Genomic DNA, 23,928 nt, shown 5'->3' on the forward strand with positions numbered 1-23,928 from the left:
GTTCTGGCCGGCTTCAACACCCGCCACAATACGCCGCACTTCAAATCACACCATCACCCAAATTCCCGCATAGCTCGCACTCGCCACGGGCATCGGCGGCGCGCTCTCGGCGGCCATGCCGCTGGTCGGCGCGGCCACGGCTCTCGTCGGTCTCGTCAAGGGCTTCAGCTCCAAGAAGCTCACCGGGGCCGGGCTCGAGTTCAGCTGGACCGGCGACGCGCTCGCCGGCGGCACCTATGAGACCTGGAAGAAGAAAAGCTGGTGGGGCCTGAAATCCTCCACCAGCACCAAGCTCAAGGCCTTCGATGAGGAGACCAATGCCGCGCTGACGGAGCAGGCGGAAGCGGTGCAAAAGGCGGTCGCTGCGGCCTACAAGGCCGCCGGCGTCGCCGTCGAGGACGGCTTCATCGAAGGCTTCCGCTACAGCTTCGGCAAGATCTCGACGAAAGGTCTCTCCGAAGACGAGATCGAGCAGAAGGTCGCGGAGGCGTTCGCGGGCTATGGCGATGCGATCTCGGAGGCCATCGGCGGGGTCGGCCTCGAGGTCGCGGCGACCTTTGCCCAGGTCAAGGGGGTGCTCGAGCTGGCGGGGCAGGGGTTCCGCGGCACGTTCGAGGAGATGGCCGTGGCCGCCGGGGCGGTGGCCGATCTCGTTGGGGGGCCGTCCGGGCTGGCCTCCTCGGTCGACAGCTTCGTTGCGACGTATTTCAGCGCAGCTGAGCGCTTCGAGATGGTCACCGATCAGGTGCAGTCGGTGTTCGACGATCTCGGGCTGGCGGTGCCGGGGACGCTCAAGGGCTTCCGCGAGCTCGTGATGTCGCTGGATCTGATGACGGAAAGCGGGCGGGAGGCCTATGCCGCCCTTCTGGGCGTGTCGGATGCCTTCGCCTCCGTCAAGGCCGGGCTCGACCAGAGCTTCGACACCTCGGGCGGCTGGTTCGTCGATGAATTCGAGGCCCGGCTCGCCCAGGTCGCGGACATGCGCGGATACGGTCGCGTCACCGAAGCCGCACAGACTGCGGGCACGACCCAGCCCGGCCGGACTTCTCTTGGCGGCGAGGACGGGGCGGCGGTGCAGCTCCTGCAAACCATGGTGGGGATCTTCAAGGACTGGGACGAGAGCGGCTATCCCAGAGAAAGGGACTTCTGATGCTTGTCTGTGAACCGCTCGGGATTGATCTCGACAGGGTCTCCGTCTCCCTGCCCGAGGACGATGCGCCGCCGTGGGAGGCGGAGACCTCCTACGGGCTCGGGGCGCAGGTCCTGCGCGGGCACCGGGTGTTTCAGAGCATGGTCGAGGACAATCTCGGGATCGATCCGCTGACGGTGGATCCGACGAAACTCTCGGCGGACTGGCTCGAGGTGGAATATTCCAACGCCTATCGCTGCTTTGACGGGGTGATCGCGCGTCCGACCGTGGCGGACGGCGCGCTTGCGCTGTCGGTGCGTGTCACCGAGGAGTTCGACATGTTCGCGCTCTTCGGGGTCCGTGCCGCGCGGCTGTCGCTGCGGCTGTACGATGCGGCGGACCGGCTCGTGGGCGTGCGCACCGCCGTTCTCGGCGGGCGTGTCGTCTCGAGCTGGTGGGACTGGTTCACGGTCACGCCGGCACCGCGGCGCAACAAGATCGCCTTCGACGGGCTGCCGGTCTCGGCGCGCCGCGCCGATCTCACCCTCGAGGGCGGCGGCATCCGGCTGGGCGAGGTGTTCCTTGGCAGGTCCTTCTATGTCGGAGAGGCGCAGCCGCAATCCTCCGGGCGCGCGGTGACCGCCTCGCGCTACGAGGTCAACGACTTCGGGCGCACCATCTGGGTGCAGCGTCCGACGCGATCGGAGATGAGCTATGTGGTTGCCGCCGATCGCGCGGAGTTCGAGTCGATCGAGCCGCGCATGAGCGAGCTGGCGGGCTCGCTCGTGGTCACGGTCGGTGCGTTCGCGATTCCGTCCACCATTCACTTCGGCATCCTCGGCACCATCGACTGGGTCGAGGACAGCCCCGACGATTACCTGTTCAGCTTTACGACGAAAGGTCTGTCCTGATGAGCTTCACCGAGATCACGCCTTATGGCGGGCAGTTTCCATCGAGCGATGATCCCGCCTCCTTCGATCTGCGCGCACGCGAACTGATGTCCTGGCTGGTGGCGAACTTCGCGCCCGAGGTGGCGGCGCTCTCGGTCGAGCTCGCCACCGCGCTCGATGGCGCCTCGAGCGTGCTCGAGGCCATCGCGGGCGGCGCGATGCTTCCGATCGGCGGCGAGATCTTCTGGACCGGCACGACCCTGCCGGACGGGTTCCTCGAGGAAAACGGCGGCGCCCATGAGCGCGCGCTCTATCCGCGGCTCTGGGCGCATGCGCAGGCGAGCGGGATGTTCGATCCCACGGGGGACGATCCGGCGATGTTCGGCCCCGGCGACGGCAGCACCACATTCACCCTTCCGGATGCCCGCGCCGAGTTCCTGCGGGTCTGGGATCACGGCCGGGGGGTGGATGCGGGGCGCGCGCTCGGCTCATCTCAGGCGGAGGCGCTCGGAGCGCACACGCATGATCTGACGGTGCGCAGCTGGCAGCGAAACACGGATGGCGGCACGACCGACCGCTTTGATCTCAACTCCGGCGGAGGGTCGACCGTCACCACATCCGAAACAGGCGGCGAGGAAACCCGTCCGCGCAACGTCGCGCGCATGCTCATCATTCGCGCGAGGTAGCGCGCCACACCGTCTTTACATCCAATGCTGCCGCCTCCGGGCGGCGTTTCCTTTTATGCGCCTCGGGAGATATCAATGGCGATCACCAAAACCACTGTCGTGGGCCCGGCTGTGCTGCCCAACGACACCCGTCCCAAAAACGGCAACATCATCTTCACGCTGTCCGCCTGGGACATCGAGGACGGTCAGGCGGTCGTTATTCCCGGCTCCATCGTCGTGCCGCTTCTGAGCAATGGGGATTTCTCGGTCGGGCTGTTCTCCACCACGGCGGGCACGCGCGGCGTCGTCTATTCCGTGGCGGTGGAGCATGAGCCGTTCACCGGGCGCAAGGTGCGCACGGACCTCGGCCAGATCGCGCTCTCGGGTCCCGGCCCGGTGCGGCTCGAGGCGCTGCTCCAGCAGCCCGCCGCGCCGCCGACGGCGCCGGACGTGCTCGCCCAGGTGCTTGCGGCACGCGCAGCGGCCGAGGCTGCGGCGGCTCTTACCGTCGACGCCGGACAGGACGCCGACCGGGCGGAGGATGCCGCGGCCGTGTCGGAGGGCGCGGCCGCCACGGCGCAGATCGCCGCGGCGAGCACCGGCGCCTTTGCCGAGGCCACGCTCGCGGCGGCGATTTCCGCAGGCCTCGCGGCGACCGCGCAGGGGCAGGCATTCCATGCCGCCGGGGCGGATGTGGATTACATCGGCCTCTACCGCCATGACGCAGGGTCGGTGGCGAGCGAGCTGGCGCGCTATCCCACCGCGCCGGCGGTGTCGGCCGCGCAGGTGCAGGCGGATGGCGCCTTCGCGCTCGCCCGCACGCTCGCGGTGCGGCCCGCCCTCGAGGGCGCGGAGATCCTCGCGGACTTCGGGCGCGGGGCCTATGCGGTCGGGGATCGGGCGGGGCTGAAGCGCGCGGTGCGGTTCGGGGATCTGTTCCAGTTCTCGCGCGCGAGCACGGCGACGTATTACGACGCGGAGGGCGTGCTGAGGACGGCGGCGGTGGGTGTGCCGCGGTTCGACCATGACCCGGTGACGGGCGCGGCGCGGGGCGTGCTCATCGAGCCGAGCGCGACGAATTTCGAGGTAAACAGCGGGCGGATCGCCGAGAGATGGACCGTCTCCTCGGGAATCCAGCTCGCCTATGGTGCGGACGCGCCCATGGCAGGCGAGAAATGGACCGTGGTGACCACGGACGGCACCTTTGCCCAGCGGACATTCGGGAATGCCATGAGCGTCGCCCCTGGGGCGACAGCGACGGGATCCATATTCATCGACGCCGGGCAATCTGACGACATGGACGGAGAGTTCACGTTTTATGTGGGACTGTCCTCATCGTATCGGGCACAGGCACATATCAAAATCGAGGGGGACGTTGTGTCTGTCTCCTCTGCTCCGACCGATATTTACGAACAACTCTCGACTGGCGTCGAGCGGGTTGGCCGTGGCGTCTATCGAGTGTGGATCACGGTTCGAAATGTGTCCTCTGCGGCTTCGCCCACAGTCGTCGGCCTGTGGGAGCGGGTGGCCGAGGGCGCAGGCGTGAAATCCATCGCAGTATGGGGGGCGCAGATCGAGGCCGGTCGGCTTGCGACCTCCTACATCCCGACCACCGGCGCGCCGGTCACGCGTGCCGCGGATGATCTGATCATCCGGGCCTCGGCCTTCCCGTTCGGGATCATGCCCGAGGCGGTCTCGCTGTATTTGCGAGGAGACATGTCCTACGCGGACACTGACAGCCTCTATGAGATGACCATGTTCCGATGGGAGACATCGGCCACAAATTCACTGCTGCACCGCCTGTCCACGCTCGGGAGCGCCACCGGACAGCTCGGTGTGCGGCAGATTTCGAATGGTGGGGCTGCCCCGGTCGTGGCGTCGGTACCAGATCTGTATGGACCCGGTCGTGGCCGGCGTTTTGCGATGGCGTCCCGGCATGGTCGGAGCCTCATCAACGGCGCCGTCAATGGCACGGTCCTGACCGAGGCAAACGAAAGCGACCTGCCAAATCTGATTGGCGGCGCGCTCCGCTTCTCCACGTCCGGCGTGCTGCGCATCGCGCAATTCGCGCTCTGGCCGCGCGATATCGGCGACACCATGCTTGGGGAGATCACCGCATGAACATGATCGACGCAATCCTCTACATCGCCTCGCTCGACGATGCCGGCGCCTGGTATCGCGATCACCGGCCGGACCTGCTCGCGCGCGACGAGGCGGGCGAGATCGCCGTGCCGGAGGTCGTCGCCGGGATCGCCCGGACGCCGACGCATATCTCCGGCGATCTCGGCCTGTCCTATGTGCGCGTGACCGCGGGTCAGCTCGCCGAGCTGGTCGCCTGCCCGCAGATCACCGTGCTCGCCCGGAGGCCCTACGCGCCGGGCGTGCAGGATCAGGTCTACGCCGACCTCGCCGCCGATCCCGAGGCCTCCGCGCTCTATGACAGCGTCTATTCCCGCGCGCCCTACGAGGTCGAGGACGGGGAGGGCGGCACCGTCACCGTCACCCCGCCCGCCCGCTTCGGGCAGATGGGGTAACCGGCCCTCTCCAAATCATTCACCTGCAACTGAGAGCCGCCCTCCGGGGCGGCTTTTTCCATGACTCGAGGACACAATGAGCAAGCTTGAACAAATCGCATCGACCAAGGCCTCCCTGGCGATCTCCGGAGGGTCGATCGCCTGGCCGCTGGTGGCGCCGTCGCCCGACCAGTACGCCAATTTCCTGAACCTGATCGTGATCCCCACGATCGGCGCGGCGATTGCCCTGGTCACGCTGCTGATCAAGGGCCGCGAATGGCTGCGCGGCCGCACCGCCGCCTTCCACCGCGACGAGAGCGGCGCCATCGGCAAGCGCGGCGTCGCCGGCGTCACGGCCGCCGCCGTCTTCGCGATCGCCGTGCCCTTTGGCATGAAATGGGAGGGCACGGTGCTCACGCCCTACTGGGACCGCTTCGCGAAGATCTGGACGGTCTGCACCGGACAGACCGGGGTCGAGATGCGCACCTACACCCTGCCGGAGTGCATGGAGATGCACGAGACGCGCATTGCGGAGGGATATGCCCGGATGATCAGGGCCTATCCGAAGCTCCAGACCGCACCCGTCGAGGTGCAGGCGATGGCGGTGGATCTGGAATACAACGCAGGCCTGGGCACGATCCGGGCGGCGCGCAACACCAACGCCGCGTTGCGCGACGGCCGCTGGCGCGACTTCTGCAACATCCTCCCGCAATGGAACAAGAGCGGCGGGCGCTTCGTGCAGGGGTTGTTCAACCGCCGCAAGGAAGCGCAGCAGATCTGTCTGGCGGGGGTGGAATGATCGGCGGGCGGTGGGCGGTGCGCCTGGCGCTCGCCGCGGCGCTGGCGGCCGCGCTGCTCGGTCTGTGGGGGTGGGCGCAGGCCACGCGGGCCAAGGCGCTCGAGGCCAGGCTGGAGGCGGCCGAGGCCGCGATCGCAGGCTATGAGGAGGCGGCGCGGATCCGGCGCAAGACCGACCGCGTCCTCGAGCAGCTCCGCGGTGAGGCTGCGCAGCTCGACACCTATCTCGACACCATGGAGGGCGGCGATGCGCCTTTATCTGATTTTCTGTCTGACGCTGCTCGCCGGCTGTGGCCATGAGCCGGCCCTCTCGCTCCTGGATCTCTCACCGTGTCCGGGATGGCAGGGAGCTCCGCCGCTGACCGAGGCGCAGTTCGCCCGCGCCGCTGCAGCCGAGCGGGCAGGGCGGCTCTGTGCCAATGCGAAGCTCGAGGGGGTGGGCGAGGCCGCGCGTCGATGATCTGGTCGACGTAGCGCAAACGGCACAGGAGTTTGAGGTGGGCGATCCCGCTCATCCCATGGCAACGGGCGAGTTTCAGACGGCAAGCGGCGCATACCGCGAAGCTCTTGCGCCGCATTGTCCGGGCTTTGATCTGGACTACCGAGTGCGAATTGAGACGAGGCGAATTCGCAGCGAGCTTCAGCGGTTGCTGCCAGTCGAGGTGCTGGAAGGGGGTGAACGCAGCAAAATTGACATAGGAGCGCAATGAACCACCTGCTGTCTACGCCGCGCGCCATGTCCCGACGGACTGTCCCGGCAGCGCGCTTGCAGACTAAAAAGGAGCATCTTCATGGAAGCTCAGGTAATCGCTTTCCTCATCCTGTGTCCCTTCGCACTGGCCTTTGTCTATGCGGCCGTTCACGAGATCCGACGCTACAAATCCGAAGGCCGCGCGACCTATGGCCTCGTTTACAACGAGGAGACCGGGACCACCCACGTCACCGGAATTGCCGAGGGCGAGGAGGGGTATGATCCCGAGAGCTACGACCCGAACGATTACAGCGATCCGGACATCAGCGATGGGTCCGACGATGACAGATCGAGGGATACCTCCAAATGACTTTTCCGGATGCGATCACGCAGTGTTTTCGCAAATACGCAGCTTTCGGAGGCCGGGCGTCCCGCTCCGAATATTGGTGGTATACCCTGTTCATCTTGCTCGTCATGGTGGCGCTGAATGTGATCGTCATGCTTCTTTTCCGCCAGGCACGCCTGGCGCAGCTGCTTACGCAGGTGTTTTCGCTCGCAACCTTTCTGCCCACGCTGGCTGTGAGCTGGCGGCGGATGCATGACAGCGGGCGTCCGGGCTATCTGGTGATGGTCTGGGCGCTTGGCACGTTTCTGGGCCTGCTGGTGATTGCAGTCACTGCGGCGATAATGGTGCCAGATACGAGCAATCCAGAGGCTGTCCAGACCTTGCGCACAATTGGTGTCGCCACTTTCGCCTTTTGCCTTGTCGTGACGGCCATCATGATCTGGTGGATGACACGGCGGAGCGATCCGGCGGTCAATCGTTTTGGTCCTCCATCCACGTAATCAGGCGGTCTCGTGCGGCGTGCGGCGCTGGTGGGGAGGTGAGGGACGGGGGGCGGCTTACGCTCGTGCTGCCGGGAAGGGCGGGAAGCCGACATTCGCTGCGTCCTGGACGAACGGCAGCGGTGCGCAGGAAATGGACATCGACAATGTGGCGACCAGAGATCGTTTTGGAAGGCGCATCAGGTTCACGCCATGGAGACGCGTGAGGCAAACTACAAGTGGCGCAACCGCATCGAGATCATGTTCGTCCGCCTCAAGGACTGGAAGCGCGTTCCGGCCCGATATGAACGATGTCCAAAGGTCTTCCTTTCGGCCATCGCCCTCGCAGCTCTCGTCATTTACTGGTCATGAACCTTTGTAAGTCGCGCTCCCCCGGTCACCGTCCGCTATGGGCTGACACCGGTCACCCGACGCGCCTGGCACCAAGGTCGGCTCAGGGCCGGGAGCGACTGCGGGACCTTCTAGGCGGCTATCTCCTGCCGCCGCGCTGCCGCATGTCCGCTCCGAGTCCATTCGAACCGATCGCGGGCCAGCGGACGTCAAGCTTCGCTCCGTTCCGGGCGGTTTTCGCGAAGCCGGAGCGCGATCAGCCCGACCAGTGGACACCACGCAGTCATGTCGAAGGTCGTGGCGATGCTCGTGACATCCGCTAGCCAGCCGAAGGCGGCCGATGCCAACCCGCCGACCCCGAAGGCCGTGCCGTAGAACAATCCCGAAACCACGCCGATGCGCGACGGCGCCAATCCCTGGGCATGCACCACGATGGCCGGGAAGGCCGAGGCGATGATCGCAGACGCCAAGATGGCCGCTGCCACGGCGGGGAAAAGACCCAGGTGCGGGAAGGCCAAAGCAAAGGGCACCGCGCCCCAGAACGAGAACGCGATCACCCGGCGCGTGCCGATCCGGTCGCTGACGGTCCCCCCGATCAGGCCTCCGCCCGCCGTGGCCGCGTGGAAGCAGAAGAGCACGACGAGGCCGGATGCGACCGGAACGTCGAATTCCGTCTCGAGGTAGAAGACGAGGTAGCTTCCGAAACAGGCGAGGTAGACGTATTTCGCGCAGACAAGCGCGAACAAGACGCCCAACTGCCCCGTCGGCGCGGCCTCCGACATCGGAGCCGTTTGCGCGATGGTCGTCACGGGCGCCATGTTACCCGTCTCGGAAGGCGAGGCGTCGGCGCTCCACAGAAACACCGCCAAAAGCACGCCCACGGCCGCAAGCGCCGAAAACCAGGCGATCGAGCCCTGTCCATTGGGCAGCACGACCAAGGCCGTCACCAAGGGACCTGCCATCGACCCCAGGCTTCCGCCAAGCTGGAAGAGCGACTGCCCCCAGCCGAGCTTCTCCCGCGCCCAGCGACGGGCCAGCCGGGCGGCTTCGGGGTGGAAGATGGCCGAGCCGAAGCCAAGGAGCACGCTGGCGATCAGCAGCCATGCATAGCTGTCCGCCATTCCGAGTGTGAAGATGCCCGACCCGCTCAGGCTCATGCCCAGCATGAGGCTCCAGCGCGGCGCATGGCGGTCGGTGAAGGCACCGACCAGCGGCTGAAAAACCGACGCCGTGAACTGGTAGACAAGGGTCAGAAGGCCGAGCTGGGAAAAGTCCAAGGCAAGGTCCGTGTGGATCAATGGGTAGCTTGCGATCAGAAGCGCCTGGAGCAGATCGTTTAGAAAATGGGACGTGGACACGGCAAGCAAGGGCAGCTGCCGTGCCCGTGGCGATAGATATCTCGCGGCCTGATCGGACATTCTTTGCTTTCAACTCTATTTTGTGTCCGCTCATGTTTCTCCTTCCGGCCTCACTCTGATATCGATACCGGGACAGATTCTATCGAGACTGGGCCATTATGTTGAATTCCGTCGGTACAGAAGACATCATTGGCCTCGGGCGCCGATATCCGGCCGGCAGCCATTTGGAGCCGCATCGGCACGACCGCTCTCAACTGCTGTACGGGCTGACGGGGACCGTCGTCGTCACTGGCACTGCGGGACGTTGGATGATGCCGCCGGACAGCGCGTTGTGGATTCCCGCCCAGGTGCTGCACGAGGTCGACATGGTCGGAGAGGTTCACATGCGAAGCCTCTATCTCAGGCCCGACTTGCCTCTTCAGATGCCGCGGAATTGCGCCGTCCTCTCGGTCAGCCCGCTTCCGAGAGCGCTTCTCGACGAGATCGCCGGCGGCGCGGCGGAGGCGACGCAAAAGCGCAAAATGTTGGAGAAATTGGTCCTCGTCGAGATCGCGAGCCGTCCGATCCTGCCTCTTTCGTTACCCCTTCCCGAGGCGGGGCCTATGCGCGACCTCTGCCAGGCATTCAGTGCCGCCCCGGATGCTCATGCCAAGCTGGACGAGTGGTGCGTCGCCCTGAACGTGAGCCGGCGGACATTCACCCGTGCCTTCCGGACCGCGATCGGCCTCAGCTTCGTCGAATGGCGAACCCGCGCCTGCGTCCTGGCGGCGATCAGCCACCTTGCCGAAGGTCAGACGGTCACCCGCATCGCCTTCGACCTCGGCTACGACAGCTCAGCGTCTTTCACGGCCATGTTCCGGCGCTCCACTGGCAGCCCACCCTCCCGGTATCGACATGGCCCAGATGATCCCGAGTAACGAGAAGGGTGGATGACCGTTCTGTCCCGCAAAGTGTGAGTTCGAAGCTGCCTCGATCTCGCGACCGCAGCGAACGGCCGGTTCGGCGCGCAGCGCTGCGGCATCCGGAGAAACGGTGAACAGCGGCTTTGGGCCGGTCGCTTCCTTTGCGCAGCAAGCGGGGCATGAGCGAGGTGCTAAATGCGCTTCTGCTATGAATAGCTATCCTGTGAATTAGGATTTGCAATCCGCCGCGGCCTCGGCCCGTAAGCCCCGGCGAAAATTCTTCCGCTTCCTTCATCTTTCCCATGTTGTTTCCATCGTCGCGAAAGTGACCTCGCGCGGTGGCTGCGCAGGGGCGCGATAGGGTATTCCCGCCGCATGAAACTGTATGGCATGCCGCTCTATCAGTTCAGAAATGCCCAGCGAGGAGAGAAGCGATCTCGCCTCTGGATCATTTCCGACATTCATCATGACAAGCGTGCCTGAAACATTGGGTTCTGCCGATTCAAGCGGAGGCTTCACGCGCCAGTGGGGGCGGATCCGCGCGAGGTTTCCCGTATAAAAATAGTTGCTCCCCAGAAGCGTGATGTCGTGAGCCGCCGGGGATGCCTGTTCGATGATCCTCGCGAGATGTTCCATGTCCAGTGCATTACCCGTTGTCCCGCTCAGCCTGTTGGCTGCCATGCCGGTGAGTGTCAGCGCGGCGATCGCAGCCGACACCAGAAGGATGGCCGTTTCCGAGCGCGGCCTGGCCTTTTCCATGCTCCAGATAAACATGGCGACGCTGACGGGGACATACGATGGCAGAAGCCAGCGTGCCTGGAAGGACTGCGTCTTGAATAGGAAGGCGAGGAAACCGCAGAGCAATATCCCCAGAAGGCCGGCGCCGAACAACCATCTCGTTGCCTTTTCCACGTCATATGACCGCTTTTGAGCGGGGCGGTCGGTCATGAATTTGAACGACAGGATGGCGACGGGAAAAACCAGGGCCAGGAAACTCTGTTCCAAAAACGGATAAAGCCCTGCGAAGCTGCTGGTCGCTTCCGAATAGAGCTTATGACTGGCCGCAAGTGAAAGGTCGGGATGGGTGATGGACCAGGAATAGGGGGCGGCCAAAAGAACCGCTGCAACAGCAGCAGAAATGAACAGGTTGCGGCACCATATCGCGGATCGGTAGTCCCTGATGCAGAGCGCGCTCAACCCGAGCGTGATCGAAAATATCCAGAAATTATACTTGCTGAGCCCACCTGCGGCAATGGCGACGCCGAGGGCCGCCCAGTGCCACTTCCGAGGATCGTCGATGAGTCTCGCGAGTAGGTTCAAATAGACCGACATTGTCGCCAGTAAGGCGATGCTGTGTGTCCCCGCGCGCTGGCTTTCCCAGAAGATGTTGGGCAAGAGGAACGCGCCCAGTGTTCCGAACAGGGCGATCCGGTTCGGGACGAGACGTTTCATACCGTCGAACAGCGCGATGTAGAATGTGCCAAGGAAAAGGCTTTTGACAATTACCAGCGCAAAGGTATTCGTTCCGAAAAGCGCGAAACTTATGGTCTGCGCCCAGTTGTAGAGAGGGAGTTGCGGGCCATAGCCGAGATGGAATTCCCCCGCCATGAGGATCATTTCTGCCTCGTCGCGCTCCAGATTGCCGCCGACGATACTCCGTATTGCCGTGTGCGCGACGAAATAAAGAATAACCAGACTGTTAAAGTGCTTGACGACATAATCTGTCATTGGGCTTCCCAGAATAATGCGGGCTCAGACAAATCGTCCGATGCTGGCAAAATGAAAATCGCTGGTTGGCAAATTTTGGTGCTGCCTTGCAAGCAGCCTCGCCATAAATGAAAATTGTTTCCCTTGTGCTGGGGTCCCGCACACACATACGTGCTACGCAGGCCGTTCTCAATTCTCCTGAAATCTTCCGCGCAAGTTCGCTGCCGCCGCCGTCATTGAATTTTTCGAGTGTTAGATAAATCGAAACAAAAACGCAATGGCCAGCCAGCGCGGTTCGGACATCTGCCGTCCTGCCGCCTCATCTCTCTCCGCTGGGCGGCTCGGAGAGCAGCCTGTTGTGGGCATTGATCACTGTCACCCGTTCCACCGCTTCCGTCACGGAGAGCACACGCCGTGCTGGCGGGCGGGTGCGCCCGACGTCGCTCGCCGCGATTGAACCAAGCATAGGCAAGAGGTCGATGCCGATCCCAACCCTTTAGGGGCAAGGTGCTCCCAAATCCTCATTTGTTCCCGTTTTGTCCATGGGCGTGATCATATTTATAGTATTGATTTTAATAAATAAATTTAAAACTTAAAATCCCTAGGCTTATGCCGTGCCGGTTCGAGTCCGGCCGCGGGCACCAGTTCTTTTCCGGCTCGCGGCGCGGGCCGCGGTTCCGGCGATCTGCGCCGATGCCGGATCCTTGCGATGCAACTTGTGCTCGGGGAGTGCCCCGATCCGTTCCCGCGGGGCACCCGGATCAGGCCGGGGAGGCGAGACGCTCCGCCGGCAGGGCCCGGTGGATCAGGACGAGGCATCCCGTCCGCGACCGGACGCGATGTGCGCTGTCCGGTGCATTGCACGCCATGTCGCCACATGGATTTCGTGGCCTTCGCTCTGCGCGCGGTCCAGCACCAGGAGCGTCTCCTCCCGGATGGCGGGGTGCGGCGTGGACGCGCCCGGTCGGGCAGCAGCGCCCGTTGGCCTTGCGTTCGCGTGCCGCGCCACGGCCTGCGGATCCCGACGCCCTTCCTGCCCCCGGAAGGCCGGAGAACACGGGTCAGGGCCTCACGCCGAGACCAGTTTCAGGACGTCCTCCGAGGTGCTGACGCAGCCGAAGACGCCGCCCTGCATCTGGATCATGCGCAGCGCGGCCTCGTGGTTGGCGCGATCGGTCGCGCCGCAGCAATCTTCCAGCAGGACACATTCGAAGCCACGGTCGTTGGCTTCGCGCATCGTGGTATGGACACAGACATCCGTGGTGATCCCGGCCAGCATCAGGTTCTCGACACCGCGGGTCCGCAGGATAAGTTCGAGATCGGTGGCGTAGAAGCTGCCCTTGCCGGGTTTGTCGATGACCACCTCCCCCGGCAGGGGAGTCAGTTCGCCGATGATTTCCCAGCCCGGTTCGCCACGGACGAAACCGCCGCAAAAGGCGCCGGATTTTCGTTGCGTGTCTCGACGGTTGTCTCGTCGGGTGTTTTCGCGCAGGGTCGGCAGAGAGGGGTCGGTTTGGAGGTTCGTACATGCTTTATCCGGTCATTCTCTGCGGCGGGTCCGGGACGCGGCTCTGGCCGTTGTCGCGCAGGAGTTATCCGAAACAATTCGTTCCCCTCGTCGGCGAGGAGACCCTGTTCCAGGCCTCGGCGAAGCGGCTTTCGGGGTCGGAAACGCCCGGTTTCGCCGCGCCCGTCGTGCTGACCGCGTCCGATTTCCGCTTCATCGTCACCGAACAGCTCCAGGCGATCGGCATCGACCCCGGCGCGATCCTCATCGAGCCGGAGGGGCGAAACACCGCGCCCGCCGTGCTTGCCGCCACGCTCCATCTCCATGCGCAGGATCCCGAGGCGATCCTGCTCGTCGCGCCGTCGGACCATGTCGTGCCGGACCGGGAGGCCTTCCATGCCGCGATTTCCCGCGGGCTCGAGGCGGTCGCGGAAGGCAAGCTCGTGACCTTCGGGATCACGCCCGGCCATGCCGAAACCGGCTATGGCTATCTCGAACTGGCGGCGCGGCCCGACGGGTCGGGCGGGGCCATCGACCTTGCGCAATTCGTCGAGAAACCGGATCTCGCCGCCGCCGAACAGATGCTCGCGGCGGGGAATTTCCTGTGGAATGCCGGGATCTTCCTGTTCCGGGCCGCCGATATCCTCGCGGCCTTCCGCAGCCATGCGCCCGACCTGCTCGCGCCGGTCGAGGCCGCGGTCGGGGAGGCGGAGGCCGATCTCGGCTTCCTGCGGCTCGCGCCGGGGCCGTGGAGCGAGGCGCGGGACATCTCCCTCGATTACGCGGTGATGGAGCGGGCCGACAATCTCGCCGTCGTGCCCTTCGACGGGGGCTGGTCCGATCTCGGGGGCTGGGACGCGGTGTGGCGTGCGGCGGGGCCGGACGCGGCGGGGGTCGTGACCGCGGGGGAGGCGGTGGCGATCGACTGCGCCGATACCTTGTTGCGGTCCGACAGCGAAAGGCTGGAGATCGTCGGGATCGGGCTCCGCAACGTGATGGCGATCGCGATGAACGACGCGGTGCTCGTCGCCGACATGAGCCGGGCGCAGGACGTGAAACAGGCGGTGAGCGCGCTCAAGGCGAAGGGCAGCCTCCAGGCGACCCATTTCCCGAAGGACCACCGCCCCTGGGGCTGGTTCGAGAGCCTCGTCGTGGGATCGCGCTTCCAGGTGAAGCGCATCCATGTCCATCCCGGCGCCTCGCTCAGCCTCCAGAGCCATTTCCACCGATCCGAACACTGGATCGTGGTGTCCGGCACGGCGCGGGTGACGGTCGATGACGAGGTGCGGCTCGTGACGGAGAACCAGTCGGTCTACGTGCCCCTGGGCGCGGTGCACCGGATGGAAAATCCGGGCAAGGTGCCGATGGTGCTGATCGAGGTGCAGACGGGGTCCTATGTGGGGGAGGACGACATCATCCGCTATCAGGATGTCTATGCCCGCGGACAGGGGGCAAAGGGCTGATCGCCGGGAAGCCGAGCTTGCGACAGTGATCTTTCCTCCACGCCAGCGGGGGCTCGATCCTGTCGTGGAGGGAGCGCCTGCGGTCCGCGCCGGATCCGAAGGCGGATCCTTCCGCCTGGCGCAGCGCAGGGCGGCTCGGGCGGAATGGGCGAAACAGGCGTCTCAAGGCGACGGATGACCGCGGCGGCTGCGTTTGCAGCGCGTCGATCCGTCGGATCCTTCCGCCTGACGCGGGAAGGGGCACGCGATGCATTGCGGCGTGGCCCCCCGGTGGAGGGCCCTCATTTCATCGAGCCGGTGTCGATGAACCTCTGGTGCCAGCTCAGCGCCTCGCGCAGGTCGTGCGGGGCGTGGCCGCCGAAGGAGCTTTTCTTCGCCCGCTCGTAATAGTCGCGCAGGGCGTCGCGATAGGCCGGATGGGCGCATCTTTCGATGATGATCTCCGCCTTCTGCTTCGGATCGAGGCCGCGCAGGTCGGCAAGCCCCTGTTCGGTGACGATCACCTGGACGTCCTGGTTGATGTGGTCGACATGGCTTGCCATCGGCACGATGGCGGAAATCGCGCCGCCCTTCGCCGTGGAGGGGGTCATGAAGATCGACACGGCGGCGTTGCGCGCGAAATCGCCCGAGCCGCCGATCCCGTTCTGGATCTTCGAGCCCATGACATGCGTCGAGTTGACATTGCCGTAGATGTCGGCCTCGATCAGCCCGTTCATCGCGACACAGCCGAGGCGGCGGACGAGTTCCGGGTGGTTGGAAATCTCCTGCGGGCGCAGGATGAGCTTGTCGCGGTAGCGGTGCGCGTCGGCGTTGAAGCGTTCGGCGGCCTCGGGCGAGAGCGAGAAGGCCGTGGCGGAGGCCATGCGCAGCTTTCCGGCGTCGAGCATGTCGAGCATGCCGTCCTGGATCACCTCGGTGAAGGCGGTCATGTTCTCGAACGGGCTGTCGAGGAGTCCTGCGAGCACGGCATTGGTCACGTTGCCCACGCCCGACTGGAGCGGCAGGAGTTCGCGCGGCATCCGCCCCATCTTCAGCTCGTGTGTCAGGAATTCGAGCAGGTGGCCGGCGATGGCGAGCGCCACCGCATCGGGTTTGGCGAAGGGCGCGTTGCGGTCGGGGGTGTCGGTCTCGACGATGGCGACGATCTTGTCGGGATCGACCCGGAAATGCGACTGGCCGATGCGGTCGTCGGGCCTCACGAGCGGGATCGGCACGCGGTTCGGCGGCAGCGCCGTGCCGTAATAGATGTCGTGCATCCCGTCGAGGGCCTCGCTTTGCCAGGCATTCACCTCGAGGATGATCTTTTCGGCGCAGTCGAGCCAGGTCTTGTTGTTGCCGACCGACGAGGAGGGGATGAGATCGCCCTCCGGCGTGATGCCGGAGACCTCGATCACCGCCGTGTCGAGCGGGCCGAGGAAGCCCTGCCACGCCATCGGCGCGACCATGCTCAGGTGCATGTCGAAATAGTTCATCTCGCCCGCGTTGATCTTCTCCCGCGCGATGGGATCGGAATTGTAGGGCAGGCGGAAGTCGATCCCGTCCGCCTTGGCGAGCGCGCCGTCGAGCTCCGGGCCGGTGGAGGCGCCCGACCAGATGCGGATGCGGAACGGGTTGCCCGCCGCATGCTCCTCCTCGATCCGGGCGGCGAGGGCGAGGGGCACGGCCTTGGGATAGCCGGAGCCGGTGAAGCCGCTCATGCCGACGGTCGCGCCGTTCGTGACGAGGGCGGCCGCGTCTTCGGCGCTCATGATCCGGGAATGGAGGGATTTGGGGGCAATCCGGCTCTGTGCAGTCAAAATGGGGTCTCCTCGAACGGCATGGCGCGGAACCGTCTGGCCGGAGGGAAGGGCATGGGCCCGTCCTTCCGCGCGTCCACGATCCGCTTCTAGGCAGGATCACCGGCGGCCTTCCACCAGGATTTTCAAAGGCAAGCCCGCATCGGCAAATTCGCACAAATGAATTGCAATATATTTGCAAACCCGCTTCTGGGAGGCGGATTTGCAGAGGCCATCTGCCCCTGTTTTGCAAAGTCTGGGCGGGCAAAGGGGCCGGAGCGCGGCGGATATCCGCCGGCACCGCCCGGTCCCCCTGCCGCAGACCGGCTCAGGCGTTCTGGCCGCGTTCGACGCGCAGGAACTGTTTCACGCGGGAGGCGTCCTTCGGCCCCTTGCGCGAGCGATCGAGCCGGTCCCAGACGCTGCTGCGGCCGGAGGCACGTTCGATGGCGAGATAGTGGCGCAACCGGGCGCTGCCGGCAGGTTTGTGGGTCTGGTCGATGATGTGACGTGACATGACAATCCTCCTTCTCTGCGGTTTCATCCTAACAGATTGGTGCGCTCCTGTCCGGGGGCAAGATCAAACGGCGTTCAAACTTCGCTCATGGCCTGGCCGGGACGACCTGCTGGCGGGTGCGCCAACGCAGGAGGATCGCCCCGCCGAGCGCCACGATCAGAAGCGACAGGAGGAAGGGCGCGCCGGGCAGGTAATGCGCCGTGCCGGGGCGGGAGAAGATCGCGAAGGTCTCCGTCATCACGAGCGGGCTCACGATCATCGCGAGCGCGGCGATGGAGGCCGTCACCCCCTGCAACTCGCCCTGCTGGTCGTCGGGCGCGGCGCGGCTCATCATGCCCTGGAGCGCGGGAATGGAGATTGCGGAGATCCCCGAAAGGGCGCTCATGATCCAGATCATCGTGGTGCTGCCGGTCAGCCCGAAGCTGAGGAACACGACCATGTCGAGCGCGATCCCGCCGATTGCCACGCGGAACGCGCCGAAACGGCGCACCAGCGGGCCGACGAGCACCGCCTGCGCGAGCCCCATCGAGACCCCGAAGACGAAGAGCGTGAGGCCGATCGTGCGCGCGTCGAAGCCGAATTTCTCCTGTCCATAGAAGGACCAGATCGCGGGATAGACGAAATAGGCGAGTTCGTAGAGGCCGAAGACGACGAGCAGGCTGCGCACGCCCTGAAGCGCGCCGATGGCGCGGAAGGCGGCGAAGGGATTGGCACGGGCGAGGCGGAAGGGACGGCGCCGGCCGGCGGGCAGGCTTTCGGGCATGACGACGAGGCCGAAGACGAGGTTCGCGCCCGCCACGAGTGCGGCGGCGACGAAGGGCGCGCGGGTGTCGATCCCGGCGAGCAGCCCGCCGGCCATCGGCCCGAGCGCGAAACCCACTCCGAGCGCGGCATGGACATAGCCGAAATTGCGCTCGCGGTCCTCGGGCCGCGAGATGTCGGCCATGAAGGCCGCGGCGGTGGAATGGGTGGCCGCCGTCAGCCCCGCGAGCAACCGCGCGACGAGCAGGAGCCAGATCGTTGGCGCCAGCGCCATGACGATATAGTCGACGGTCAGGACGAGCAGCGCGGAGATCAGCACCGGCCGGCGCCCGAAACGGTCGGAGAGATTGCCGACGACGGGACCGAAGAGGAACTGCATCACCGCATAGCCGGTGGCGAGCACGCCGCCCCAGATCGCCGCATCGGCCAGCGTGCGCCCCGTCAGCTCCCGGATGAGATCGGGCATCACCGGAAAGATCAGGCCGATCCCGATGCTGTCGATCAGCATGGTGAAGGTGATGAAGAGGACGGGCAGGCGGCGGGACATGGCATTTCGGCTCGCAGTCGGGGCCTGCCTTTGTGACCCGCTCCCGCGTTCCTGTCCATCGTGGCGGTGTCAGGCGTGTCCGATCTCGCGCAGGAAGTCGCCCAGAAGACGCGCGAAGTCTTCCGGCGCATCGACCGGCGGCAGGTGGCCGGAGCGGCGCATGAGTTCGACTCGGGCGCCGGGAATGACGCCCAGCGTTTCGCGCACGAGATCGGGCGGGGTGGCGCCGTCATGTCCGCCGGCGATGCCGAGGCAGGAGAGCCTGAGCCCGGAGGTGGGCGTGTAGAAATCCGTGCCCGCGATCGCCGCGCAGCAGCCGAGATAGCCCTCGGGCGGCGTGTCGCGCAGCGCCTCTGCCCATCTGCGCGCGCCCGCGCTGCGGCGGAAGGCGGGGGAGAACCAGCGCTCGAGCGTCGGGGCGACGAGGCTTTCCATCCCGTCGCGTGCGATGCCCTCCATCCGGCGCTCCCAGGTTTCCCGCGTGCCGATCTTCGCCGCCGTGTTCGACAGCACCAGCGCGCGCACCTGGTCGAGGCGTTTCACGGCGAGGCCCTGCGCGATCAGTCCGCCGAGGGAGATCCCGACGAAGACGGCGTCCCTCACTTCGAGCGCGTCGCACAGCCCTTCGGCATCGCGCACGAGCGTGCCCATCGAATAGGGGCCGGGCGGCACGTCGGAGCCGCCATGCCCGCGCAGGTCGTAGCGCACGAGGCGCAGCCCCGGCGGCAGGTGCGGCAGGACCTCGTCCCACAGGTGCAGGTCGGTGCCGAGCGCATGGGCGAAGACGACGGGCGCGCCGGTCTCCGGCCCGCTCACCTCGACATTCACTCCGATCTCGCCGACCTCGATCCGCATCGCCCGTCTCCCTTGCGGGCGCGACCATAGAGCCTCGGGACGGGGGGCTCAATGGGCCTCAGCGGGCGCCGACGCGGTCGAGGAAGGCGGAGAGGACGGTGACGCTCTCCGCCTCGTCGAGAAAGGGCACATGGCCGCGGTCCGGTACCTCCGCGGCGATCATGTCGGGGCGGCGGCGCCGCATTTCCCGCATGGTCTCGCGGCTCAGGAGATTGGAGTTCTCTCCGCGCAGAAGGGCGAGCGGCAGGCCCGCGAAGGCGTCGAAGAGCGGCCAGAGATCGGGCACGGCGCCGGTCACGCTCTGCACCTCGATCGCCTCGCGCAGCCGCGGGTCATATCGGTTCTCGAGCCGGTCCGGCCCCTCGTTCCAGATCCGGCGGGCATAGCGCAGCCAGCCCTCGCGGGAGACGCCGGGGAAGTCGCGGCCGAGCGCGCGGGGCAGGCGGTCGGCGGCCTGTTCGAAGGAACGGTAGGCGGAGGGGCGGCCGAGATAGTCCATGATCGCGGAGAGGCCCGCCGGCTCGATCACCGGCCCGATGTCGTTGAGGACCACCCCCGCAAGGCGCTGTTTCGCCGTCGCGGCGAGGCTCATCGCGATCAGCCCGCCGCGCGAGGTGCCGAGGATGGCGGCGCGGCCGATGCCGAGATGGTCGAGCAGGGCGAGCGCATCCGCGCCCTCCTGCGGGACGGTGTAGGTGAGGGGGTCGGGTGCGGGATCGGAGCCGCCGCGTCCGCGGCTGTCGAGGCGGATCACCTGTGCGCGGCGGGAAAATTCCGCCACGACCGGCTCGAAATCGTCCATGTTGCGCGTGAGCCCGGCAAGGCAGAGGAGCGGCGGCCCCTCCCCGGCGATGTCATAGGCGAGGCGGAGCCCGTCGGGCGTGGTGAAGAAATCCGGCATGCTGTCGTCCTTTCGCGCGCCAGCGTGGCACGGCCGGCGCCGGGAGGGAAGGGGTCAGATCAGGCCCTTGATCAGCCAGTAGCCGCCGAGGAAATGCGTGGTCAGCACGAAGGCATAGCTCGCCATCACCAGAAGCGCCTCGTTCGCGCTGAGCCGGTCCTGCGCCGGGCGGCGGCGGTGGAACAGGCTCTGGAGCCCCGCCGCGGCGAGCATCCCCATCGCAAGCGAATGGTCCCGCAGCGCGGCGATGGCGAAGGCGGCGGTCATGAACAGCTTCGCCGCGAGGCCGAGGCGGGGCCAGAAGGCGTCGGAGACCGCCTCCGTCACCCGACCGCCGCAAAGCGGCCTGAACGGCAGGAGCATGACGAAATTGAAGGCGCCGATCATGATCGCCGTGGCGCGCAGGAGGTTCGCCGTCATCGGAAGGACCGGTGCAAGCACCGCGAAGAGGCCGAAGGCGAGGGTCATCGGCACGAGCGCGAGCGCGGGGGCGTAGAGGGCGACGAAACTTTCCTCGAGCGCGTGGTCGAAGCCGCGGTCGGAGCGCGGCCGCGCGAGGCGGGGCAGCGGGACGAGCCGGATCCGCGCGATCTCCTGGCCGGCGATGCGGCAGGCGAGGGCGGAGCCGGTCTCGTGGATCAGGACGGCGACGAGGAAGCCGAAGCCCAGCAGGGGAGAGGTCAGCGCCGCCACGGCGAAGGTGACGACGAAGCCCGCGAGAACGCCCTTGCCGTCGAACCCGCTCATGGCGATGCGTCCGGTCCGGGGCAGCGGCCCCCAGAGGAGCGGCAGCGCGAGGAGGGCGAGGGCCAGGGCGAGGAGGAGGACGGTCATGGGCGGGGGGGGGAATCGGCCTGTGCGTTCGGGGATACCGGGGCGTTGGTGGGAGTGAAATGTGGCGACAGTGTGGCGCCGCCCTGTGGCGCGGACGTGTCTTTCGGGAAAAACGAAATGTTTCCGAATTGTCGACGTGCGCGGCTTCGGCAAAGATGAACCGCGCGGCCGGACAGGTCGCGGGACATGCCGGAACGGATCGGAGTGGACATGGTCAACACGGTGGAGAAATGGCGCGAGAACCTGCGCGAGCTTCAGGCCCAGATCGAGCTCGAGGCGCTCGAGGCGCGGGAGAGATTCCAGTATCGCTTCAGGAACGGGCGTGTCGTCTTCGAGGAGGAGGCGCGGCGGCGCGGGCGCGAATGGCGGGTGCGCTGGTCGGTCTTCCTCGCCCGCGCGCGCCCCTGGGAGATCATCAGCGCGCCGGTGATCTATGCGCTGATCGTGCCCTTCGTGCTGCTCGATCTCTGCGTGACCCTCTATCAGGCGATCTGTTTCCCGATCTACGGCATCCCGAAGGTGGAGCGGCGCGCCTATATCGCCGTGGACCGCCACAAGCTGACCTATCTCAACGCCATGCAGAAGCTCAACTGCGTCTATTGCGGCTATTGCAACGGGCTTCTGGCCTATGTGCGGGAGATCGCGGGACGGACGGAATATTACTGGTGCCCGATCCGGCACGCCCGGCCGCTGCCCGACCGGCACGCGCATTACAACGACTTCCTGCCCTTCGGCGACGGGGTGCGGTTCGACGAACGCTTCATCGAGATGAAGAAGCATGCGCGGGCCTGTGAGGGCTGTGACGGCTGTTCGCACTGAGGTGCGCCCGCGCCCGGCACGGATGCGAAAGCCCCGCCGGGGGCGGGGCTGCGTGATCTCTCTGTGCCTGCGGCGGGGTCAGAGGTTGTCGAACTGGGGCATGCCGATGATGTGATAGCCGCCGTCGACATGGATGATCTCGCCGGTCGTGCAGGCGCCGCCGTCGGAGTTCAGGTAGACCGCCGTGCCACCGATCGCCTCGAGCGTGGCGTTCTCGCGCAGGGGGGTGTTCTGTTCGGCGTGCTTGAAGGTGCGCCGGGCCCCGCCGATGGCGGACCCTGCGAGCGTCTTCATCGGACCGGGGGAGATCGCGTTGACGCGGATCTTCTGCGGGCCGAGATCGTTGGCGAGATATTTCACCGAGGTCTCGAGCGCCGCCTTGGCCACGCCCATGACGTTGTAATTCGGGATCACCGTCTGCGACCCCTGGAAGGTCAGGGTGATGAGCGAGCCGCCGTCCGGCATCAGTTCGGCGGCGCGGCGGCCGACGTCGATGAAGCTGTAGCAGGAGATGTGCATCGAGTTCTTGAAATTCTCGACGGTGGTGTCGCGGAACCGTCCCGTCAGTTCGGACTTGTCCGAATAGGCGATGGCGTGCACGACGAAGTCGAGCTTGCCCCAGCGGTCCGCGATCATCGCGAAGGCGGCGTCCATCCGCTCCGGGCTGGTCACGTCGACGTCGATCATCAGATCCGAGCCGACGCTTTCGGCGAGGGGGGCGAGGCGCTTTCCGAACGCCTCGCCCTGATACGAGAAGGCAAGGTCCGCGCCCTCGTCGGCGCAGGCTTTCGCGATACCCCAGGCGATGGAACGGTCGTTGGCGACGCCCATCACGAGCCCGCGTTTGCCTTTGAGAAGGTGTGCCATTTTCGTCCTTTACCCGTGATATTTCGACAAGAGCATGGACCCGTTGGTGCCGCCGAAGCCGAAGCTGTTGGTCATCACCGTGTCGAGCCCGGCGTTCTCGACGAGCCGTGTCGCGATCTCGCCCTCGTGGATCGCCGGATCGAGGGTCTCGACATTGATCGAGGGGGCGATGAAGTCGTTCTGGAGCATGAGGAGGCAATAGACCGCCTCCTGCGCGCCGGTGGCGCCCTGGCTGTGGCCGGTCATGGATTTCGTGGAGGAGATGAGCGGCGTCGTGCCCTCGCCGAAGACGCGGCGCACCGCCTCGACCTCGCCCACGTCGCCGACCGGGGTCGAGGTGCCGTGGGCGTTGATATAGCCGACCTTGCGGCCTTCCCCGAGCGTCTGGAGCGCGAGCCGCATCGCCCGTTCGCCGCCCTCGCCCGAGGGTGCGACCATGTCGGCCCCGTCGGAGGTCGCGCCGAAGCCGGTCACCTCGGCATAGATCTTCGCGCCGCGCGCCCTGGCATGTTCGAGCTCCTCGAGCACGAGGATCGCGCCGCCGCCGCTGATCACGAAGCCGTCGCGGCTCACGTCGAAGGCACGGGAGGCCTTCTCCGGCGTGTCGTTGAATTTCGAGGACATCGCGCCCATCGCGTCGAACAGGCAGGACAGGGTCCAGTCGAGTTCTTCGCCGCCGCCGGCGAACATGATGTCCTGCTTGCCCATCATGATCTGTTCCGACGCCGAGCCGATGCAATGCAGGGAGGTCGAGCAGGCCGAGGTGATCGAATAGTTGATCCCCTTGATCTTGTAGGAGGTGGCGAGGTTCGCGGAGATCGTCGAGCCCATGCATTTCGGCACGGCGAAGGGGCCGATCTTCTTCGGGCTGCCGGAGTTCAGCACGGTCTGGTGCGCGGCAAACATCGAGGAGGTGGAGGGTCCGCCCGAGCCTGCGATGAGGCCGGTGCGGGGGTTGACCACGTCGCCCTCCTCCAGACCGGCATCCGCGATGGCCTGGGACATGGCGATATAGGCATAGGCGGCGCCCGGTCCCATGAAGCGCAGGGCCCGCTTGTCGACATGCTCCCTGATGTCGATCTTCACGTCGCCCGCGATCTGCGAGCGGAAGCCGTGTTCCTTCATCTGCTCGTTGGCGGTGATACCGGATTTGCCTGCCCTGAGCGAGGCGAGCACTTCCCCGGCGTTGTTGCCGATGGAGGAGACGACCCCCAGTCCGGTGACGACGACGCGACGCATGGCGTATTCCTTT

At 66.0% G+C, this 23,928-nt stretch carries 24 protein-coding genes and 1 pseudogene; 14 read left to right on the forward strand and 11 right to left on the reverse strand.

The features are described 5' to 3' along the window. Nucleotides 1–115 precede the first annotated feature (115 nt). The 11 genes and pseudogenes from P73_RS06510 to P73_RS25480 all read left to right on the forward strand — a co-directional run. A complete protein-coding gene (locus tag P73_RS06510; RefSeq protein WP_043868967.1) occupies nucleotides 116–1,150 on the forward strand; it encodes a hypothetical protein in 1,035 nt (344 codons plus the stop codon). Then, nucleotides 1,150–2,040 (forward strand): hypothetical protein, encoded by an 891-nt coding sequence (locus P73_RS06515; protein ID WP_043868968.1) that lies wholly within the window; start codon nucleotides 1,150–1,152, stop codon nucleotides 2,038–2,040. Before P73_RS06510 ends, P73_RS06515 begins: the two co-directional genes overlap by 1 nt. Beyond that, nucleotides 2,040–2,705, forward strand: a complete 666-nt coding sequence (locus P73_RS06520; protein ID WP_052453075.1) for a phage tail protein — start codon at nucleotides 2,040–2,042, stop codon at nucleotides 2,703–2,705. Before P73_RS06515 ends, P73_RS06520 begins: the two co-directional genes overlap by 1 nt. A gap of 75 nt (nucleotides 2,706–2,780) precedes the next feature. Next, on the forward strand, nucleotides 2,781–4,805 hold the full coding sequence (locus tag P73_RS06525) for a phage head spike fiber domain-containing protein (protein ID WP_043868969.1): 2,025 nt from the start codon (nucleotides 2,781–2,783) through the stop codon (nucleotides 4,803–4,805). After that, nucleotides 4,802–5,218 carry a hypothetical protein gene (locus tag P73_RS06530; protein ID WP_052453076.1) on the forward strand — a complete coding sequence of 139 codons (417 nt, stop codon included), beginning with the start codon at nucleotides 4,802–4,804 and terminating at the stop codon, nucleotides 5,216–5,218. The genes P73_RS06525 and P73_RS06530 overlap by 4 nt, the downstream gene beginning before the upstream one ends. Nucleotides 5,219–5,294: 76 nt before the next feature. Further along, complete coding sequence (locus tag P73_RS06535) at nucleotides 5,295–5,996, forward strand: glycoside hydrolase family protein (protein ID WP_043868970.1); 702 nt, start codon at nucleotides 5,295–5,297, stop codon at nucleotides 5,994–5,996. Continuing rightward, a complete protein-coding gene (locus P73_RS06540; protein WP_043868971.1) occupies nucleotides 5,993–6,295 on the forward strand; it encodes a hypothetical protein in 303 nt (100 codons plus the stop codon). The genes P73_RS06535 and P73_RS06540 overlap by 4 nt, the downstream gene beginning before the upstream one ends. Before the next feature lie 197 nt (nucleotides 6,296–6,492). After that, nucleotides 6,493–6,705: a hypothetical protein gene (locus P73_RS25475; protein ID WP_139267191.1), complete on the forward strand. Its 213-nt coding sequence runs from the start codon at nucleotides 6,493–6,495 to the stop codon at nucleotides 6,703–6,705. Between the two features lie 81 nt (nucleotides 6,706–6,786). Beyond that, nucleotides 6,787–7,056 (forward strand): hypothetical protein, encoded by a 270-nt coding sequence (locus tag P73_RS06545; RefSeq protein WP_043868972.1) that lies wholly within the window; start codon nucleotides 6,787–6,789, stop codon nucleotides 7,054–7,056. Continuing rightward, nucleotides 7,053–7,532 carry a DUF805 domain-containing protein gene (locus P73_RS06550; protein WP_043868973.1) on the forward strand — a complete coding sequence of 160 codons (480 nt, stop codon included), beginning with the start codon at nucleotides 7,053–7,055 and terminating at the stop codon, nucleotides 7,530–7,532. The genes P73_RS06545 and P73_RS06550 overlap by 4 nt, the downstream gene beginning before the upstream one ends. A gap of 213 nt (nucleotides 7,533–7,745) precedes the next feature. Beyond that, nucleotides 7,746–7,883, forward strand: a pseudogene (locus P73_RS25480) (IS5/IS1182 family transposase); the annotation flags it as partial. A gap of 188 nt (nucleotides 7,884–8,071) precedes the next feature. Here P73_RS25480 and P73_RS06560 read toward each other — a convergent pair. Then, a complete protein-coding gene (locus P73_RS06560) occupies nucleotides 8,072–9,280 on the reverse strand; it encodes an MFS transporter (protein ID WP_043868974.1) in 1,209 nt (402 codons plus the stop codon). A 98-nt stretch (nucleotides 9,281–9,378) separates the two neighbouring features. Here P73_RS06560 and P73_RS06565 point away from each other — a divergent pair, with 98 nt between their 5' ends. Next, nucleotides 9,379–10,137 (forward strand): AraC family transcriptional regulator, encoded by a 759-nt coding sequence (locus tag P73_RS06565; RefSeq protein WP_043868975.1) that lies wholly within the window; start codon nucleotides 9,379–9,381, stop codon nucleotides 10,135–10,137. 276 nt (nucleotides 10,138–10,413) lie between these two features. On the opposite strand, the gene P73_RS24290 is transcribed toward P73_RS06565, so the two are convergent. Together P73_RS24290 and P73_RS06575 are read right to left on the reverse strand one after the other, a co-directional pair. Then, nucleotides 10,414–11,850 carry a glycosyltransferase family 39 protein gene (locus P73_RS24290; protein WP_052453077.1) on the reverse strand — a complete coding sequence of 479 codons (1,437 nt, stop codon included), beginning with the start codon at nucleotides 11,848–11,850 and terminating at the stop codon, nucleotides 10,414–10,416. A 1,048-nt stretch (nucleotides 11,851–12,898) separates the two neighbouring features. Then, nucleotides 12,899–13,330 carry a cysteine hydrolase family protein gene (locus P73_RS06575; RefSeq protein ID WP_338032920.1) on the reverse strand — a complete coding sequence of 144 codons (432 nt, stop codon included), beginning with the start codon at nucleotides 13,328–13,330 and terminating at the stop codon, nucleotides 12,899–12,901. A gap of 26 nt (nucleotides 13,331–13,356) precedes the next feature. On the opposite strand from P73_RS06575, the gene P73_RS06580 reads away from it, so the two are divergent. After that, nucleotides 13,357–14,799 (forward strand): mannose-1-phosphate guanylyltransferase/mannose-6-phosphate isomerase, encoded by a 1,443-nt coding sequence (locus P73_RS06580; protein WP_043868976.1) that lies wholly within the window; start codon nucleotides 13,357–13,359, stop codon nucleotides 14,797–14,799. Nucleotides 14,800–15,080: 281 nt separating this feature from the next. On the opposite strand, the gene P73_RS06585 is transcribed toward P73_RS06580, so the two are convergent. The 6 genes from P73_RS06585 to P73_RS06610 form a co-directional block, all read right to left on the reverse strand. Beyond that, nucleotides 15,081–16,595: an acetyl-CoA hydrolase/transferase family protein gene (locus P73_RS06585; RefSeq protein WP_043868977.1), complete on the reverse strand. Its 1,515-nt coding sequence runs from the start codon at nucleotides 16,593–16,595 to the stop codon at nucleotides 15,081–15,083. 307 nt (nucleotides 16,596–16,902) lie between these two features. After that, entirely contained in the window at nucleotides 16,903–17,091 is a 189-nt protein-coding gene (locus P73_RS06590; protein ID WP_043868978.1) for a hypothetical protein, read from the reverse strand. An 85-nt stretch (nucleotides 17,092–17,176) separates the two neighbouring features. After that, nucleotides 17,177–18,400, reverse strand: coding sequence for a TCR/Tet family MFS transporter (locus P73_RS06595; protein ID WP_043868979.1), 1,224 nt, complete (start codon nucleotides 18,398–18,400; stop codon nucleotides 17,177–17,179). Between the two features lie 69 nt (nucleotides 18,401–18,469). Then, on the reverse strand, nucleotides 18,470–19,255 hold the full coding sequence (gene pcaD, locus P73_RS06600; protein ID WP_043868980.1) for a 3-oxoadipate enol-lactonase: 786 nt from the start codon (nucleotides 19,253–19,255) through the stop codon (nucleotides 18,470–18,472). 58 nt (nucleotides 19,256–19,313) lie between these two features. Beyond that, nucleotides 19,314–20,156 (reverse strand): alpha/beta fold hydrolase, encoded by an 843-nt coding sequence (locus tag P73_RS06605; protein ID WP_043868981.1) that lies wholly within the window; start codon nucleotides 20,154–20,156, stop codon nucleotides 19,314–19,316. Between the two features lie 54 nt (nucleotides 20,157–20,210). Next, nucleotides 20,211–20,990 carry a zinc metalloprotease gene (locus tag P73_RS06610; RefSeq protein WP_043868982.1) on the reverse strand — a complete coding sequence of 260 codons (780 nt, stop codon included), beginning with the start codon at nucleotides 20,988–20,990 and terminating at the stop codon, nucleotides 20,211–20,213. Between the two features lie 186 nt (nucleotides 20,991–21,176). On the opposite strand from P73_RS06610, the gene P73_RS06615 reads away from it, so the two are divergent. Next, nucleotides 21,177–21,809, forward strand: coding sequence for a hypothetical protein (locus P73_RS06615; protein WP_245629238.1), 633 nt, complete (start codon nucleotides 21,177–21,179; stop codon nucleotides 21,807–21,809). Nucleotides 21,810–21,887: 78 nt separating this feature from the next. On the opposite strand, the gene P73_RS06620 is transcribed toward P73_RS06615, so the two are convergent. Both P73_RS06620 and fabB read right to left on the reverse strand, forming a co-directional pair. Continuing rightward, complete coding sequence (locus P73_RS06620) at nucleotides 21,888–22,676, reverse strand: enoyl-ACP reductase FabI (RefSeq protein ID WP_043868983.1); 789 nt, start codon at nucleotides 22,674–22,676, stop codon at nucleotides 21,888–21,890. A 9-nt stretch (nucleotides 22,677–22,685) separates the two neighbouring features. Beyond that, nucleotides 22,686–23,915: a beta-ketoacyl-ACP synthase I gene (gene fabB, locus P73_RS06625; protein ID WP_043868984.1), complete on the reverse strand. Its 1,230-nt coding sequence runs from the start codon at nucleotides 23,913–23,915 to the stop codon at nucleotides 22,686–22,688. Nucleotides 23,916–23,928 lie beyond the last annotated feature (13 nt).

Source organism: Celeribacter indicus, assembly GCF_000819565.1.
GTDB lineage: Bacteria > Pseudomonadota > Alphaproteobacteria > Rhodobacterales > Rhodobacteraceae > Celeribacter > Celeribacter indicus.